This window comes from Curtobacterium sp. UNCCL20 (assembly GCF_900101675.1).
GTDB lineage: Bacteria > Actinomycetota > Actinomycetes > Actinomycetales > Microbacteriaceae > Curtobacterium.
Genome location: NZ_FNKG01000004.1, coordinates 435,638 through 450,542, shown reverse-complemented (window position 1 = coordinate 450,542; position 14,905 = coordinate 435,638). Strand labels below are relative to the sequence as shown.

At 71.2% G+C, this 14,905-nt stretch carries 15 protein-coding genes; 4 read left to right on the top strand and 11 right to left on the bottom strand.

Annotation, left to right across the window (positions count from 1 at the left end):
* Positions 1-24: 24 nt before the first annotated feature.
* Together BLT36_RS17740 and BLT36_RS17735 are read right to left on the bottom strand one after the other, a co-directional pair.
* The gene (locus tag BLT36_RS17740) at positions 25-468 is read right to left on the bottom strand and encodes an acyl-CoA thioesterase (protein ID WP_092097132.1); all 444 of its coding nucleotides are present in this window, start codon (positions 466-468) and stop codon (positions 25-27) included.
* A complete protein-coding gene (locus BLT36_RS17735) occupies positions 465-1,073 on the bottom strand; it encodes a QsdR family transcriptional regulator (RefSeq protein ID WP_092097131.1) in 609 nt (202 codons plus the stop codon). Before BLT36_RS17735 ends, BLT36_RS17740 begins: the two co-directional genes overlap by 4 nt.
* Before the next feature lie 53 nt (positions 1,074-1,126).
* Between BLT36_RS17735 and BLT36_RS17730 the strand changes: the two genes are divergently transcribed.
* The gene (locus tag BLT36_RS17730) at positions 1,127-2,314 is read left to right on the top strand and encodes an acyl-CoA dehydrogenase family protein (protein ID WP_092097129.1); all 1,188 of its coding nucleotides are present in this window, start codon (positions 1,127-1,129) and stop codon (positions 2,312-2,314) included.
* 181 nt (positions 2,315-2,495) lie between these two features.
* Here BLT36_RS17730 and BLT36_RS17725 read toward each other — a convergent pair whose 3' ends face one another.
* The 7 genes from BLT36_RS17725 to BLT36_RS17695 form a co-directional block, all read right to left on the bottom strand.
* Positions 2,496-4,610, bottom strand: a complete 2,115-nt coding sequence (locus BLT36_RS17725) for a S9 family peptidase (RefSeq protein ID WP_092097128.1) — start codon at positions 4,608-4,610, stop codon at positions 2,496-2,498.
* A gap of 81 nt (positions 4,611-4,691) precedes the next feature.
* Positions 4,692-5,564: a patatin-like phospholipase family protein gene (locus BLT36_RS17720; protein ID WP_092097126.1), complete on the bottom strand. Its 873-nt coding sequence runs from the start codon at positions 5,562-5,564 to the stop codon at positions 4,692-4,694.
* A 116-nt stretch (positions 5,565-5,680) separates the two neighbouring features.
* Entirely contained in the window at positions 5,681-6,949 is a 1,269-nt protein-coding gene (locus BLT36_RS17715) for a sugar ABC transporter permease (protein ID WP_092097125.1), read from the bottom strand.
* On the bottom strand, positions 6,946-7,710 hold the full coding sequence (locus tag BLT36_RS17710; protein WP_092097123.1) for an ATP-binding cassette domain-containing protein: 765 nt from the start codon (positions 7,708-7,710) through the stop codon (positions 6,946-6,948). Before BLT36_RS17710 ends, BLT36_RS17715 begins: the two co-directional genes overlap by 4 nt.
* A 147-nt stretch (positions 7,711-7,857) precedes the next feature.
* Positions 7,858-8,967, bottom strand: a complete 1,110-nt coding sequence (locus BLT36_RS17705; RefSeq protein WP_092097121.1) for an ABC transporter substrate-binding protein — start codon at positions 8,965-8,967, stop codon at positions 7,858-7,860.
* Positions 8,968-9,178: 211 nt separating this feature from the next.
* Complete coding sequence (locus BLT36_RS17700) at positions 9,179-10,351, bottom strand: ROK family transcriptional regulator (protein WP_092097120.1); 1,173 nt, start codon at positions 10,349-10,351, stop codon at positions 9,179-9,181.
* Positions 10,352-10,453: 102 nt separating this feature from the next.
* A complete protein-coding gene (locus BLT36_RS17695; protein WP_092097118.1) occupies positions 10,454-11,191 on the bottom strand; it encodes a S1 family peptidase in 738 nt (245 codons plus the stop codon).
* A 157-nt stretch (positions 11,192-11,348) separates the two neighbouring features.
* On the opposite strand from BLT36_RS17695, the gene BLT36_RS17690 reads away from it, so the two are divergent.
* Entirely contained in the window at positions 11,349-12,176 is an 828-nt protein-coding gene (locus BLT36_RS17690; RefSeq protein WP_139166515.1) for a GAF domain-containing protein, read from the top strand.
* A 41-nt stretch (positions 12,177-12,217) separates the two neighbouring features.
* Positions 12,218-12,403 carry a hypothetical protein gene (locus BLT36_RS17685; protein WP_092097115.1) on the top strand — a complete coding sequence of 62 codons (186 nt, stop codon included), beginning with the start codon at positions 12,218-12,220 and terminating at the stop codon, positions 12,401-12,403.
* 141 nt (positions 12,404-12,544) lie between these two features.
* On the opposite strand, the gene BLT36_RS17680 is transcribed toward BLT36_RS17685, so the two are convergent.
* Entirely contained in the window at positions 12,545-13,576 is a 1,032-nt protein-coding gene (locus BLT36_RS17680; protein ID WP_092097113.1) for an NADPH:quinone reductase, read from the bottom strand.
* Between the two features lie 44 nt (positions 13,577-13,620).
* Positions 13,621-13,983, bottom strand: a complete 363-nt coding sequence (locus BLT36_RS17675) for a winged helix-turn-helix transcriptional regulator (protein ID WP_092097112.1) — start codon at positions 13,981-13,983, stop codon at positions 13,621-13,623.
* Positions 13,984-14,112: 129 nt separating this feature from the next.
* Between BLT36_RS17675 and BLT36_RS17670 the strand changes: the two genes are divergently transcribed.
* Positions 14,113-14,760, top strand: a complete 648-nt coding sequence (locus BLT36_RS17670) for an NAD(P)-dependent oxidoreductase (protein ID WP_092097110.1) — start codon at positions 14,113-14,115, stop codon at positions 14,758-14,760.
* Positions 14,761-14,905 lie beyond the last annotated feature (145 nt).

Below are 14,905 nucleotides of genomic sequence, written 5' to 3'. Positions count from 1 at the left end.
TTCGGACGGCCCGAGCCGCAGCGGTCAGTCGGCGGAGACGGACGCGGGCGCCTGCATCGTCGTGGTGACGAGCTCGCGGAGTTCGGCGGGCAAGGCCATCGGGCGGCGGGCACCCTCGCGGTCGATGATGACGTGCACGAACTCGCCGGTGGCGAGCAGGGCACCGTCCGACTGGCGGAACAGGCCGAACTCCCACGACAGGCTCGTGGTGCCGAGGTGCTTCGACCGCATCCCGACCTCGATGACGTCCGGCCAGACCGCGGACTCGACGAACCGGCAGCTCGACGACACCAGCACCGCGATCCAGGGCGTCGAGAACGGGTCGAGACGGGCTTCCTCGCGGAACCAGTACGTCGACGCGTTGTCCATCGCGCTGTAGTAGATCGTGTTGTTGACGTGCCCGAACATGTCGTTGTCGTTCCACCTGGTGGGGTAGATCCGGCGGAACGGGTACTCGTCGATGGTCATCGGTCTCCGATCGGTGGGGTGTGAGCGGGACGTACGGAGTCGGGTCGGAGGACGTACTCGAACGCGGCGCGGGCCCGATCGGGGTCCGGGGTCTCGCCCGAGATGAACTCGGCGTAGGTGAACGACTCGGAGATCCGGACGAGCAGCCTGGCGAGCTCCTCCGCCGACAGTGGCGCGGGATCGAACGTACCGGAGTCGGCTTCCCGCTCGATGAGCGTGGTCACCCGGCCGACGAAGCGGCTCTGGACGTCGCTCTCGGTCGTGGTCAGCAGCCGCAGGGCTCGTGCGGGTTCGCGGGTGAGGAACGCGCGGAAGTACGTGGCGTCGATGAGGTCGGCGGTGAAGCGGTCGAGCACCTGGACGAGGCGGGCCGCTCCGACGGACCCGGTGGCGTCGGCGGTGCGGGTGGCGCCGTCGAGGGTCGGTACTGCGAGGGACCACAGGATCTCGGACAGCAACCGGTCACGGTTGCCCACCCAGCGGAACAGCGACGTGCGGTCCACGCCGAGCGAGGTCGCGAGCGCACCCATGTCGATCCGTGAGCCGGCGATGAAGGTGTGGCGCGCCTCCCGGAACGCGCGCAGCGCAGAATCCGATGTGTACACGCGTCCCTCCCTTGCAACGTTTCCGAGAATGATGCATCGTGGTTCCCATGTCAATGACGACGTCCACGACCGCACTGCTCGAGTCCGACTTCTACCGTTTCCAGGAGGGGTTGACCGACCAGGAGCGTGAGTCACTCGGACGGCTGCGCACCTACCTCGAGTCCGAGGTGCGCCCGATCGCGGACGAGTACTGGGCGCGGGCCGAGTTCCCGATGCAGACGATCGCTCCGCTGGCCGAGCTCGGCATGTACGGCGCGGGCATCCCGCTCGTCCGCCAGTTCGAGAACTCCGCCGTGTACCGCGGGTGGGCGGCGCTCGAGCTCGGACGCATCGACGCCAGCGTGGCGACGTTCATCGGGGTGCAGTCCGGGCTCGCGATGAACTCGATCGCGGTGGCCGGCAGTGACGAGCAGCAGCGCGAGTGGCTGCCGCGGATGGCCGCTGGCGAGATCGTCGGCGCGTTCGGCCTGACCGAGCCGCTCTCCGGCAGTGACTCGGCACGCGGGCTCCGCACGACCGCCCGGCGCGAGGGCGACGAGTGGGTGCTCGACGGCGAGAAGCGCTGGATCGGCAACGCCACGTTCGCGGACGTCGTCGTGATCTGGGCGAAGGACGTCGCCGACGAGCAGGTCAAGGGCTTCCTCGTCACCACCGACACGCCGGGCTTCACCGCGACGAAGATCGAGGACAAGATCGCCCTCCGCGGTGTGCAGAACGCCGACATCGTGATGGAGGGCGTCCGCGTCCCCGAGTCGCGCCGGCTGCAGAACGCGAACTCGTTCCGCGCCACCGCCGAGGTGCTCCGCCTGACCCGCACCGAGGTCGCGTGGCAGGCGATCGGCATCGCGGTCGGCGCGTACGAAGCGGCCCTCGACTACGCCCGGAACCGCATTCAGTTCGGCAAGCCGATCGCTGCGCACCAGCTCGTGCAGGACCGGCTGGTGCAGTCCCTGGCGAACATCACCGCCTCGATCGCCCTGTGCACGCAGGCCTCGGCGATGCAGGACGCCGGCACCGGGGGCGACGAGCACTCCGCGATGGCGAAGGCGTTCGCGACGGCGAAGATGCGCGAGACCGTGGCGTGGTGCCGCGAGGTGCAGGGCGGCAACGGCATCGTGCTCGACAAGGGTGTGGCGCGGTTCTTCGCCGACGCCGAGGCGATCTACTCGTACGAGGGCACGCGCGAGGTGAACACCCTCATCGTCGGTCGGGCGATCACGGGGCAGGCCGCGTTCGTCTGAGCTGAGCTGACCGACGGCCGGGGTCGGCCGTGTTCGTCTGAGGTGGACCGGACCGACCCCGGCCAGACAGCGAGCACAACACCGGTGTTCGTGCGCCGCACCGCGGAATCGCAGGGCGCGGCAGACGAACACCGGTGTTTTGCGCATCGGGCACCGCGCGGCCCTGCGGCGCCGCCCGCCGCTACCCCAGCAGCTCGGGGCGCTTCCACTCCTCGCCGAGGACGTGCTGCGCCAGGAACGCGAACACCGTCTCGTACCAGACCACGGCGTGCTGCGGCTTGAGGATCCAGTGGTTCTCGTCCGGGAAGTAGAGGAACCGGTGCGGCATCGTGCCGTCCTCCGCCGCGTGGTGCTCCGCGAGCTCCGACCAGAGCCGCAGCCCCTCGCCGATCGGCACCCGGTAGTCCTTGTCGCCGTGGATCACGAGCATCGGTGACGTGATCTCGCGAACGAACCGGTGCGGGTCGTTGGCGTCGAGGCCGGACTGGTCGAAGATCGACTGCCAGTACTGCGACATGTCCGTCGTGCCGTTGAACTGGTCGAGCGCCCAGAGGCTGGCGTGGGTGACCACGGCGTCGAACCGGTCAGTGTGCCCGGCGACCCAGTTCGCCATGTAGCCGCCGAACGACCCGCCCATCGCCGCGGTCCGGGTCTCGTCGATGTCGTCCCGCGCGACGACGGCGTCGGTGATCGCCATGAGGTCCGTGTAGGGCGCCTGACCCCACGCGTTCCACCCGCGGTTGATGAAGTCGAGTCCGTACCCGGTGGACAGTGCGGGGTCCGGCAGGAGCACGGCGTACCCGCGCGCCACGGCGAGCTGCGGGTTCCACCGCCACGACCACTGGTTCCACGAGTTGAGTGGGCCGCCGTGGATCCAGAGCAGGAGCGGGTGCGGGCCGTCGCCCTCAGGGAGGACGAGCCAGCCGCGCACGCGCGCGCCTTCGGCGGCCGTCGTGTCGACCTCTTCGAGGCGGCCGGGGACCTCCGGCAGTGCGGCGGGCGTCGCGAGCGGGGTCACCGCGCCGTCGGCGTCGATCTGCACGGGGTGGAGCGGCGCCTGCCAGGAGGCACGGAGCGCCACCACGGCACCCGTCGCCTCTGCCACGCGCAGGCTCGAGTACGCCCAGTCGTCGTGGGTGAGCTGCTCGACCGTGCCGCTGTCGACGGGCAGACGGAAGACCGGCGCGCGGCCGTCCTGGTCGGCCGTCGCCAGGAGCGCACCGTCGCCGTGCTCGAAGACGAGTTCGTTCGGCCAGCGGTCCCACTCGGTCGCGATGCGCCGGGCCCCGGACACCGCGGTGCCGTCGAGCGTGGCGACCCAGATCTCCTGCGGCGTCGCACCCTGGGGTGTGAAACGAGCCGTCCGGACCCACGCGAGCGTCCGCCCGTCGTTGCTGAGGGTGGGCATCTCGTGGTCGACGGCGTCCTCGTCGAACAGCACCGTGCGCTGGCCGCTCGTGACGTCGAACGCGACGATGGTCGAACGCGAACCACGCGCTTCTTGGACGGCGACGGTCGCGACGACCACCGCGCCGTCGGGGGACACCACCCCGTCGACGTGCTCGAGCGAGCGGGCGGGTGCCGGGGCGAGGTCGAGCGGTGCCGGCAGGTGCGGCGGGTAGGCCGGCTTCGTGTCGCCGTCCGGGCCGTCGTCGGACAGCGGCGGCGTGGTGTCGGCCTCGCGCAGGGTGCCGAGGTCGAGCGTCAGGACGTGGGTCTCGTCCGGGCCGAGGTCGTGGTCCCAGAAGCGCACCGGGTAGGTCTCGTGCAGGATCGCCGCGACACCGCGGTCCTTCCGGCGGCCGCGCAGTTCGGCGTCGGCCGCCACCACACCCGTGCGGTCGGTGCCGGCGCCGGGGAGGAGCCCGGCAGTGACGGCGACGGTGTCCGCGGACGCGGCGACGCCGAGGACGCCACCGACACCACCGGCGAGTCGGGTGACCGGACGGGCTTCACCGCCGGCCGCGGGCAGGACCCAGAGCTGCGGAGCGTCACTGTCCTGGTCGCCCTCGCCGTCGGGGCGGCCGGACACGAAGAGCAGGTCGCCGGTCCGGGTGAAGGAGACCCCGCCCTCGCCCTTCGCCGAGCGGGTGAGCCGGACCGGAGCGCCCGAGCCGGCGGCGTCGCCGGGACCGGACGGCCCGGGCACGGCCCAGATGGACCGCCGGTAGCCCGTCCCCTCGGCGTCCCGCCTGCTGACCGTCAGCGCGACACGGGATCCGTCCGGGCTCACCGCGATCCCGTCGACTCGGGGGAGGGCGGTGAACTGGTCCAGATCGGAGAACGGCGTCGTCATGCCCCCACGCTATCGGCGGCACCGGACAGCAGGACGGTCACACCCGAGACTGTGGAGAACTCCCGGCGGACGCCATGGGGATCATGCCCAGAACGCGGCGATGCCCTCCGCCAGCGCCGCCCCCTGCGCGTGCCCGGCCTCGGCCGACGGAGCCTGCGTGGACAGTGACAGCGAGTTCGTGCCGAACGCCTGCTGCGCAGTGCTGTCCGCCACGACGACCTCGACGGAGCTGCCCGCGGCACGGAGCCCCTCGACGGCGACGTCGAGCCACGGCCCGAGCGGCGACGGGCCCTCGGGGCCGCAGGCGATGACGAGGACCCGCTCGTACCCGGCGGCGATGTCCGCGTTGGTGGCGGAGCGCAGGCCGCCGTCGATGTAGGGACAGCCCTCGAGCGTGACCGGCGACCAGACGAGCGGGACCGAGCAGCTCGACGCGACCGCGCGGGCGAGCGGGATGCCGTCGGCCGCGGTCAGCACGCGGAAGGTGCCGTCGGTGGCGTCGATCGTCGTGAGCGCGAGCGGCTTCGTGGGCCACTCGGGCGACGGCAGGGTCTCGGTGAAGGTCGCGACGCGCTCGTCGTCGGTCTGGCCGGTCGTCACGCGCTGGGCGGCCCGGCCGAGTCGGGCGCGGGCGTCCTGCTCCGAGGTCGCACCCTCGAGCGCGGCGCCGAGTCGTGCCTGGAAGTCGTCGGCGTCGATCGCGACGGGCTCCTCGTACGTGGTCGGGACGGGAGCGTGCTGCTGGTCGTACGCGTGCTGCACACCGCCGTGCCGGACGAAGGTCCCGACGACGCTGCCGGCGCTGGTGCCGACGACGAGGTCGGCGGCGTCGAGGTCGACCCCCGCCTCCTGGAGCGCGGTCAGCACCCCGAGTTCCCACGCGATGCCGGCGACGCCGCCACCTCCGAGGACGAGTGCTCTGGTTCCGGGCGCGGGCGTCGAGACGTCGGTCATGGGACCTGCTTACCAGGCGCGGGTGACGCCGTGGTCGCGACGGGTGTCGGACTGCAGGCCCGTGGCGGCGCCGCCACGGGCCTCCAGTCCGACTGCTGGGGACGTTCCGGGCCCGCTCAGGCCGCGCCGTGGCTGGCGCGACTGCGCCGCGACAGCGAGTCGATGATGACGGCGAGGAGGAGGACCGCGCCGGTGATCATGTACCGGATCGAGGAGTCCAGGCTGAGCAGGGTCAAGCCGTTCGAGATCGACTGGATGACGATGATGCCGAGGAGCGCCGACCACGCGCTGCCGCGACCACCGAAGAGGCTCGTCCCGCCGATCACCGCGGCGGCGATCGCGTTGAGGTTCGTGTCGCCGGCACCCGAGGACAGGCTCGCGGAGTTCAGCCGGGCAGCAGCGAGGATGCCGCCGATCGTGGCGAACAGGGACGTCAGCACGAACACCGAGATGTAGATCCGGTTCACCCGGATGCCGGACCGGCGAGCGGCCTCGACGTTGCCGCCGACCGCGAACACCGAGCGGCCCCACCGGGTGCGCTTCAGCACGAAGTTCATCAGGACGACGAGCACCACGAAGAACACGAACGACGTGCCGGTGCCGAAGTCACGCGACAGGTACCAGACCATCACGCCGAGGGCGATGAAGAGCGCGACGGACTTCGCGATCGTGAGGGACATCGCGCCGGTGGACAACCCGGCACGGCGGCGACGGGCAGCGCGCCGGACCTCGGTGAAGAAGAGGCCTCCGGCGGCGACCGCGGCGAGCAGGTACGCGAGCCACGGCGGCAGGTACGACGCCGAGGCGAACTGCACGATCGGCGACGAGTACGGCAGGTTGATGGAGCCGTTCGGGCCGAGGATGAGCAGCTGCAGTCCGAGGAACCCGAGGAGGCCGGCGAGCGTGATGACGAAGCTCGGGACGCCGAAGCGGGTGAACAGGAGGCCGTAGAGCAGACCGGCGGCGGCACCGACGGCGAGTGCCACGACGAGCACCAGCCAGAGCGGCCAGCCGAGCGTGGTCAGCCCCTGCCCGAGGATCGCGGCCGCCAGACCACTGACGCTGCCGACGGACAGGTCGATCTCGCCGAGGAGCAGGACCAGCACGATGCCGATCGCGATCGTGCCGACCGCGGCGCACTGCAGGGCGAGGTTGACGAGGTTGCCGGGGGAGAGGAAGTCGGGGGAGAGCGCCTGGAACACCGCCCAGATGACGATGAGGCCGACAACCACCGGCAGCGACCCGATGTCGCCGCCGCGGACCCGGCGCACGAACGCCTTCGCGGCCCCGCCGATGCCCTGGTCCCGGAGCAGCCGCTCGTCCTGCAGGTCCGCCGCCGAGGGGGTCGGCGTCGCCGCGGTGAGGGTCTCGTCGGTCTTGCTCATGCTGAGGTCTCCTGCTCGGTCCGGGCGGCCGCGCGACGCGTGACGGCGTTGTCGGTGGCACCGGTGATCGCGGCGATGATCTCCTCGTAGGAGACGTCGTCGATCCGGAACGTGCCGTTGTTGCGGCCGAGGCGGAGGACCGCGACCCGGTCCGCCACCGCCTGCACGTCCGCGAGGTTGTGGCTGATGAGGATGACCCCGTGGCCCCGCTCGCGGAGCCGCTCGACGAGGTTGAGCACCTCGGCGGTCTGTGCGACGCCGAGGGCCGCGGTCGGCTCGTCGAGGATCACGACCTGGGGGTCGCCGATCAGCGAGCGGGCGATCGCGACCGTCTGCCGCTGCCCGCCGGACAACGAGGCGATCGGGATGCGCACCGACGGGATGCGCGCGGCGAGCTGCTGGAGGAGCTCCCACGAGCGGCGCTCCATCTCCTCCTCGTCGAGGAGCGGGTGGGCGATCTCGCGGCCGAGGAACAGGTTCGACACCACGTCGAGGTTGTCGGCGAGGGCGAGGTCCTGGAAGACGGTGGCGATGCCGAGCGCCTGCGCCGCCGCGGGGTTCGGGACGGTGACCTCGTCGCCGTTGAAGGTGATCGTGCCGCCGTCCGGCGTGTAGACCCCGGCGAGGATCTTCACGAACGTCGACTTGCCGGCGCCGTTGTCGCCGACGATCGCGACCACCTCGCCCGGGTACACGTCGAAGTCGATCTCGCTGAGGGCCTGGACGGCGCCGAACCGCTTGGTGATCCCGCGGAGGGACATCACCGGGTCGGCGGTGGGGTGTGCTGCTGGTGACTCGTTGCTCACGGGTGTCGTGCTCACGGGTGTCGTCCTCGATCGGTGAGGCCCGCCCGGTCCGATGACGGACCGGGCGGGCAGGCGGGTGTCAATCGCTGCGAGCGGCGTCACTCACTTGATGCCGGCAGCGTCGCAGGCGGACGTGTACGCGGAGGTGCAGATCTGCGTCACCTTGTACAGGCCGTCCTTGACCACGGTGGACTGGACGTTCTTCGTGGTCACGGCCACCGGCTCGAGCAGCGTCGACTGGACGCTGTCGCCCTTGGCGGTCTTGACGGTCGTGTCGCCCTTCGGCTTGTCGCCCTTCGCGAACTGGATCGCGAGGTCGGCCGCCTTCGAGGCCTCCGGCTTGAAGGCCTTGTAGACCGTCATGTACTGCTCACCGGCGAGGATGCGCTGGATGCCGGCGAGGGAGGCGTCCTGACCGGTCACCGGGGGCAGCGTCTTCACGCCGGCCGACTTCAGTGCCGCGATGACACCACCGCCGGTGTCGTCGTTCGCCGCGTAGACGCCGGTGATCTTGTCGGCACCGAGCTTGCTGATCTGCCCGGCGGCCCAGTCCTGCGCCTTGGCGGGGTCCCATCCGGGTGTGTCGTACTCGGCGAGCACCTTGTAGCCGCTCGAGTCGATGACCGAGTGGGCGCCCTTCTTGAACTGCGAGGCGTTGTTGTCGGTCGGCGAGCCGTTCACCATGATGATGCCGGAGCCGGACGGCACGTTCTTCGCCTTGAGGGCGTCGACGAGCGCTTGGCCCTGGAGCTCGCCCACCTTCTCGTTGTCGAAGGAGATGTAGTAGCTGAGGTCCGGGCTGTCGATGAGTCGGTCGTAGGAGATGACCGGCACCTTCTTGGCCTTGGCCTGCTGCACGATGGACGCTGCGGCCTCACCGTCGAACGGGTCGAGGACGAGGACCTTGACGCCCTGGGTGAGCATCGACTGGGCCTGCTGCAGCTGCTTCGAGGCGTCGCCGTCGGCGTTCGCATAGATGACGGAGCAGCCGCTGCACTGCTTCTTCACCTCGGCGGTGAAGAGCGGACGGTCGGCGCTGGCGTAGCGGGCGGTGACGGAGTCGGGGAGGAGCAGGCCGATCTTGGCGTTCGACGCGTCGCCTCCGCCGGACCCGGTGCTCGCGTCGGAGCCGTTGGAACACCCCGCCAGTGTGGTGATGGCGAGCAGCAGGGCGCCGACGCCCAGCATGGCTCGTGTGGTGGATTTCTTCATTGAAACGTCCTCCAACAGGTGGACCGCCCACGTTGGCGGTGCCCTGAGTGTGGCAGCGGGTGTTCTTGGCTGCAAGAGTTGAACGCAAGGGTCGCGCGCCGTGACGAGATCGTTATCTTCGGGGCGTCCGGCAGGACGCGATGTGCCTCGTCATCAACGCGCGGAACCCGTGTTCCCCGGGGCGTGGCAGCCCGCGTTCTGCGCTGTCCGCTCAGCGCGGCCTGGTGACGTCGACCGCCTCGATCGCGAGCGCCAGGGCGCCGGTCACCGCGGCCTTCTCGCCGAGCTGCCCCTGCACCACGTCCGGGGTCCCGTCGGCGTCGACGATGAGCATCGACTCGAGGGCGTGCCGCATCGGACCGAGCAGCAGTTCCCCGGCGCGTGCGAACTCGCCGGTCACGACGACGCGCTCCGGGTCGAGGACGTTGCAGAGGCCGACCGCCGCGGTGCCGATCGCGTGCCCGGCGTCCGCGACCGCGCGCATGCACACCTGGTCGCCGCCCATCGCGCGGAGGATCAGGTCCGCCAGCTTCAGGGTGCCGACCTCGTCGCGGATGCCCTCGAGCACGGCGGGCGCGCCGGCGACGGCCTCGAGGCAGCCGCGGTTGCCGCACCGGCAGATCGGACCGTGCGGCACGACGGGGGTGTGGCCGAACTCCCCCGCGACGCCGTGGTGCCCGCGGTGGAGCCGCCCGTCGAGCACGAGTCCCACGCCGATGCCGTTGCCGACGTCGAGCGTGACGACGGTGTCGCGCCCGCGGGCTGCGCCGCTCCGGTGTTCGGCGAGGGCTGCGAGGTTGGCGGAGTTGTCCACCTGCACCGGTTTGTCCATCCGACGGGCGAGCGACTGCCCGAGCGGGATGCCGTCCCACCCGCGGAGGATCCCACCGCGGGCCGTCATCCCGGTGCGCCTGTCGATCGGTGCGGCCACGGCGAGGCCCACCGAGAGCACCTCGTCCATCGAGGACTCGATCGACTCGACCATGTCCATGATGAGCAGCGCCGTCTTGTCGAGCTCGGCGTCGGCACGGTGGTCGCGCGCCAGGGGCATGTGTCGCTCGGCGAGGACCGTGCCGTTCAGGTCGGACAGCGCCAGCCGGAGGTGCCGGGGCGAGACGTGCACGCCGGCGACGAGGCCGAGGCCGTGCGGCAGGGTCACGCGGAGCGCGCGGCGACCGCTCGAGGTGCTCGGGGTGGCGTGCAGGGCGCCGGTCGCCACGAGTTCCTTGACGATGTTCGAGACCGTGGCGGGGGAGAGACCGGTCACGCCGGCCAGTTCGACCTGCGTCAGACCGCCGTGGCGCTTCACCGCACTGACGACGCGACCCCGGTTGGCTTCACGCAGTGAAGCTTGATTCCCCGGACTGCGGCGCGGCTCTGACACGGGGACAGCGTAACCGGCGGCTCGGGAACGCGAGTGGGTGACGGCCTGGAGGCACGTGGCGGCGCCGCCACGTGCCTCCAGGCCGTCTGTCGGTGGGCTGGGTCAGACGCCCGCCGTGGAGCGGATCCAGCTCGCGCTCTGGGTGAGGACCGCGTAGTTCGCACCCGCGTGCGTGTTCGCGCCCGGGTCGGCCACGTCGCCGGTCGAGCAGACGCCGACGACCTTGCCGTTCACGAGCAGGGGGCCGCCGGAGTCGCCGTGGTTCGCGGCTCCGGAGACGCCGGTGACGTGCTGTGCGCGGCCGGAGTAGGCGTCCGTCGAGGCACCCGTCAGGTTCACACTCGCCTGGTAGAGGCCGGTGGTCGGCACGCTGTCCGCACGGTTCCCGTACCCCATGATCGTGCCCGTGCCGGACGACTTCGTCGTGTACGCGAGGTCGAGCGGGGCGTACGAGGCGAGCGACTTCGCGGTGCGGAGGTGCACGAGTGCGATGTCACCGGTCGGCGCGGAGTACAGCCGGTCCGCGGCGGTCGCGGCGCCCCGGTTCGTGGTGCTGTTCGAGTGGTAGACGTTCATCGCGGTGGTGCCGTCGACGCAGTGCTGCGCGGTCAGCACCCACGAGGCGTTGAGCTGCTCGCCGGTGCACCCGAAGGTGTCCGTGCCGCCCTGCTGGAACACCAGCTGCACCTCCCACGGGGTGCTCGGTGCCTGCTGGCCGCCGATGACGTTCGGGGAGGCGGTGGCGGCGTTCGCGGCCGTGGCGCCGAGGGATCCGCCGAGGAGGACGAGGGCTGCGGTCGCGGTCAGCGCGAGGGCCCTGCGGTTCGTTCGCTGCTTCATGGCACGATGCTCCGCGTGCCCCGTTCGGGGGTCAAGTCAGCGTTGCGGAGGACAACTTCGTCACCCGGACGACGTGCGCGGCACGACTTCGACGGGTCGGGATCTCAGCCTGTGGACAACTCCGTCCGCGTCGGTGGGGTGCCCTAGCGTCGAGGACATGGGGCATCCAGGAGAACGACGAGGGACGCACGCCGGCCGTGTCCGGGCGGTAGTGTGGCCCGTGCTCGTCGCGGCCGCCCCGACCGCGGCGTTCCAGCTGCCGAACCTCTTCGTGACCCCGGCCGTGCGGGTCTCGCTCGTGGTGTTCGGGCTCGCGGTCCTCGTCGGCGCGGTGCTGGTGCAGGTCGTCCGCACCCGGCGCAGCGAGGCGGCGCGACTCGCGGCCGAGGAATCGGCGGCGCACGTCGAGCGCGAGCAGTCGACCGCCGTCCGGTACGCCTTCACCCAGATCGCGTCACGCCTCGTCCGCTTCACCGAGGTCCCGCGGCGCGACCGCCGGTCGGAACTGCCGGGCTTCGCCGACCGGGTCGCGGTGGCGCTCGCGTTCTACCTGCTGCCGGGCGTGCCGGACGTGCGCGCCAACGTGTACCAGCTGTCGGCGGACCTGGCAGCGCTCGAGCCGATCGGCCACGGCGGCGCCGGTGACACCGCGGGGGTGTTCCGTGCGGGCACCCCGTACGGCGACCGCAACCTCGAGTGGGTGCTGATCGGCGGTGCGCCGCGCGTGGTCGGCGACCGCACGGCGGACGTCGACGCCGACCAGGACCTCCCCGACTTCGAGCCGCGGTACACCTCGTACGTGTCCGTGGTGATCCGGTCGGACGAGTACTCGTTCGGCATGCTCACGGTGGACTCGCCCGCGCAGGACGCCTTCACCGACCTCGACACGAAGAACGTCGCGATGATGGCCTCGTTCCTCGCCGTCGCGTTCTCCCTCACGTACTCGTTCCCCGAGCGAGACCGGCGATACCGGAAAGGCCCATGATGCTGACTCGTTCTGTCGGACGCTCGACGTACGATCCCCCCATGACGACCGTGAACCCTGCTCCCAAGGCGTTCGGGCGTGCTCGCCTGAGCTCGCCGAACTGGAACGTCGACACCACCGATGCGGACTACGAGGACCTCGACGTCATCGCCGCCAACCTCGAGCGTGAGCTCGTCGAGGCGCGCGTGCGCGTGGCCGAACGGATCGCGGCGAACCAGCGCCGCTGACCGGCCGGGCTCCGGCACCGAACCGCTGCGTCCGCCGACCACATCCGGTCGGTGGACGCAGCGGTTCGTGCATGCGCGGGGCTCCTGCGTCGGCAGCGCTCCCGGTGGCCTACGCTCGCGGTGGCCTTCGCGCGTTCGCCGTCAGGCGGCGGGGGCGACGTCGATGAGGACCTTGCCGACGGTGTCACCCTCGACCGCGTCGTGCGCAGCGGCGGTGTCCTCGAGTCCGAACCGGACGAGCGGCAGACCGGCGTCCTCGCCGACGGGCAGGACGCCGTCGCGGAGCGCCGCGGTGACGTCCTCGGCGGCGGCGGTCAGGGCCTCGTCGCCGATCGTGTAGAGCAGCAGGAACTGGTACCGGGCGTTGACGCTCATGTTGGGACGGATCGGCAGGGTCGCCTCGTCACCGCCGTTGTTCGCGTAGATCGAGACCACGCCGTGGTTCGCCAGGACCTCGGCGACGAGTCCGGCGTTCTGCGGGATCGACACCTCGACCACGATGTCGACGCCGTCCGGGGTGATCTCGCGGATCTGCGCGGCAGCGTCGTCGTCCCGGTAGTTCACCGTGTGGTGCGCTCCGGCGGCCGTGGCAAGGGCGGCCTTCGCGTCCGAGCTGATCGTCGAGATGACGGTCGCCCCGGCCCAGCGGGCGAGCTGGATCGCGGCGTGGCCGACGGCGCCGGCACCGCCCGCGGCGAGGACGACCTTGCCGGCGAGGGCGCCGGGGGAGAGCCGTGCGGGACCGTGCTCGTGGGTGGTGAGCGCTCGGTGCGCGGTCATCGCGGGGACGCCGAGCGAGGCGCCGACGTCGAACGAGGTGCCCTCGGGCAGCGGGACGGCGCGGGCTGCGGGGACGACCGTGTACTCCTGCGCCGTGCCCGTCGGGCGGCCGGCGGCGGACATGTAGAGCCAGACGCGGTCCCCGACGGCGAGCCCATCGACGCCCTCGCCGACGGCGTCCACGACGCCCGCACCGTCCTGGTTCGGCGTGATCTCGGGGAAGGGCAGGCCGTCGCCGTAGGTCCCACCGGCCCGGGCCTTCCAGTCCGTCGGGTTGACGCCGGAGACGACGACGCGGACGCGGACCTCGCCGGCGCCGGGTTCCGGGACCTCGCGGTCGACGAGTTCGAGGACGGACGAGTCACCGGGCGTTGTGTAGACGACAGATCGCATGTCCCCAGGCAACCACGCTCGGCCCCGGTGGATTCCGGGAGCACTCAGCGGGCGTCGTACTCCTCGCGTGAGACCGTGACCTCGTCCATGTGCGAGGTCGCCCAGTCCTCGAGCGGCCGGAGCACGGTCCGGAGGGAGCGGCCGCGGTCGGTCAGCTCGTACTCGACGTGCGGCGGGATCTCGGGGAAGACCGTCCGTGTCACGAGTCCGTCGCGCTCGAGCGCCCGCAGTGTCTGGGTGAGCATCTTCTGGGACACGCCCTGCACCCGGTTCGCGATCGCCGAGTAGCGTGCCGGACCGTCGGCGAGGGTGCCGACGGTGAGGACGCTCCACCGGTCGCCGATGCGGTCGAGGAGCTGCCGGGAGGGGCACTCGGCGGCGTAGGGGCTGTACTCGAGCGCTGACATGGATCCTCCGGGTGGGCGAGTGAGACACGCACTGCGAGGTGCCTACTTACTCAAAGAGAGTAACGCTTGTACGGTGAGTGTCAACGTCCACGACGGCACCCCGTCGTACCGCCAACGAGAGGAAGCTCCATGACCAGCATCGTCGTCTTCGGTGGCACCGGCTACGCCGGCTCCGCCATCACCCGCGAGGCCCTGTCCCGCGGCATCGCCGTCACCGCCGTCGCCCGCGACACGTCCAAGCTCGAGTCGGCCGAGGGACTGACGGCGGCGCAGGGCGATGCGTTCGACGCCGACTTCGTCGCCGAGGTCACGAAGGGCGCCGATGTCATCGTCGTCGCCCTGCACGCGGTCCAGGCGGACGGCAGCGAGCTCAAGGACAAGTTCCAGCCGTTCGTCGACGCTGCCGCTGCTTCGGGTGCCCGTCTCGGCATCGTCGGCGGTGCCGGTTCGATGCTCGTCGCCGAGGGCGGACCCGCGCTGTACGACACGGCCGAGTTCCCGGACGCGTTCAAGGGCGAGGCGAAGAGCCACGGTCAGATCCTCGAGGCTCTCCGTGCCGGGGACACCGAGGTCGACTGGTTCTACGTGAGCCCGGCTGCGGCCTTCGGCGGCTACAACCCCGGCGAGCGTCGCGGCACCTACCGCAGCTCGGACGACGTGCTCCTCGCCGACGCCGACGGCAACTCGGACATCTCCGGCGAGGACTTCGCGATCGCCTTCGTCGACGAGATCGTCACGCCGGCGCATCACCAGGCGCGGTTCGGCGTCGCGTACTGAGCCACCCCGCCCGGTTCTCGCTCGCGAAACACCGGTGCTCGTCAGTCGCGCCCTGCAATGTCGGGGTGCGTCAGACGAACACCGGTGTTTTGCGCACCAGCCAACCCGCCGCCGGCCAGCCAGCCACGGGCCTCCAGGCCGGCAG

Bases quoted from the DNA above. Each gene is read 5' to 3' on its own strand.
- BLT36_RS17740 (WP_092097132.1), bottom strand. From the start codon at position 468: ATGACCATCGACGAGTACCCGTTCCGCCGGATCTACCCCACCAGGTGG.
- BLT36_RS17670 (WP_092097110.1), top strand. From the start codon at position 14,113: ATGACCAGCATCGTCGTCTTCGGTGGCACCGGCTACGCCGGCTCCGCC.
- BLT36_RS17720 (WP_092097126.1), bottom strand. From the start codon at position 5,564: ATGACCGACGTCTCGACGCCCGCGCCCGGAACCAGAGCACTCGTCCTC.
- BLT36_RS17675 (WP_092097112.1), bottom strand. From the start codon at position 13,983: ATGTCAGCGCTCGAGTACAGCCCCTACGCCGCCGAGTGCCCCTCCCGG.
- BLT36_RS17715 (WP_092097125.1), bottom strand. From the start codon at position 6,949: ATGAGCAAGACCGACGAGACCCTCACCGCGGCGACGCCGACCCCCTCG.
- BLT36_RS17685 (WP_092097115.1), top strand. From the start codon at position 12,218: ATGACGACCGTGAACCCTGCTCCCAAGGCGTTCGGGCGTGCTCGCCTG.
- BLT36_RS17695 (WP_092097118.1), bottom strand. From the start codon at position 11,191: ATGAAGCAGCGAACGAACCGCAGGGCCCTCGCGCTGACCGCGACCGCA.
- BLT36_RS17705 (WP_092097121.1), bottom strand. From the start codon at position 8,967: ATGAAGAAATCCACCACACGAGCCATGCTGGGCGTCGGCGCCCTGCTG.
- BLT36_RS17680 (WP_092097113.1), bottom strand. From the start codon at position 13,576: ATGCGATCTGTCGTCTACACAACGCCCGGTGACTCGTCCGTCCTCGAA.
- BLT36_RS17725 (WP_092097128.1), bottom strand. From the start codon at position 4,610: ATGACGACGCCGTTCTCCGATCTGGACCAGTTCACCGCCCTCCCCCGA.
- BLT36_RS17710 (WP_092097123.1), bottom strand. From the start codon at position 7,710: ATGTCCCTCCGCGGGATCACCAAGCGGTTCGGCGCCGTCCAGGCCCTC.
- BLT36_RS17690 (WP_139166515.1), top strand. From the start codon at position 11,349: ATGGGGCATCCAGGAGAACGACGAGGGACGCACGCCGGCCGTGTCCGG.
- BLT36_RS17730 (WP_092097129.1), top strand. From the start codon at position 1,127: ATGACGACGTCCACGACCGCACTGCTCGAGTCCGACTTCTACCGTTTC.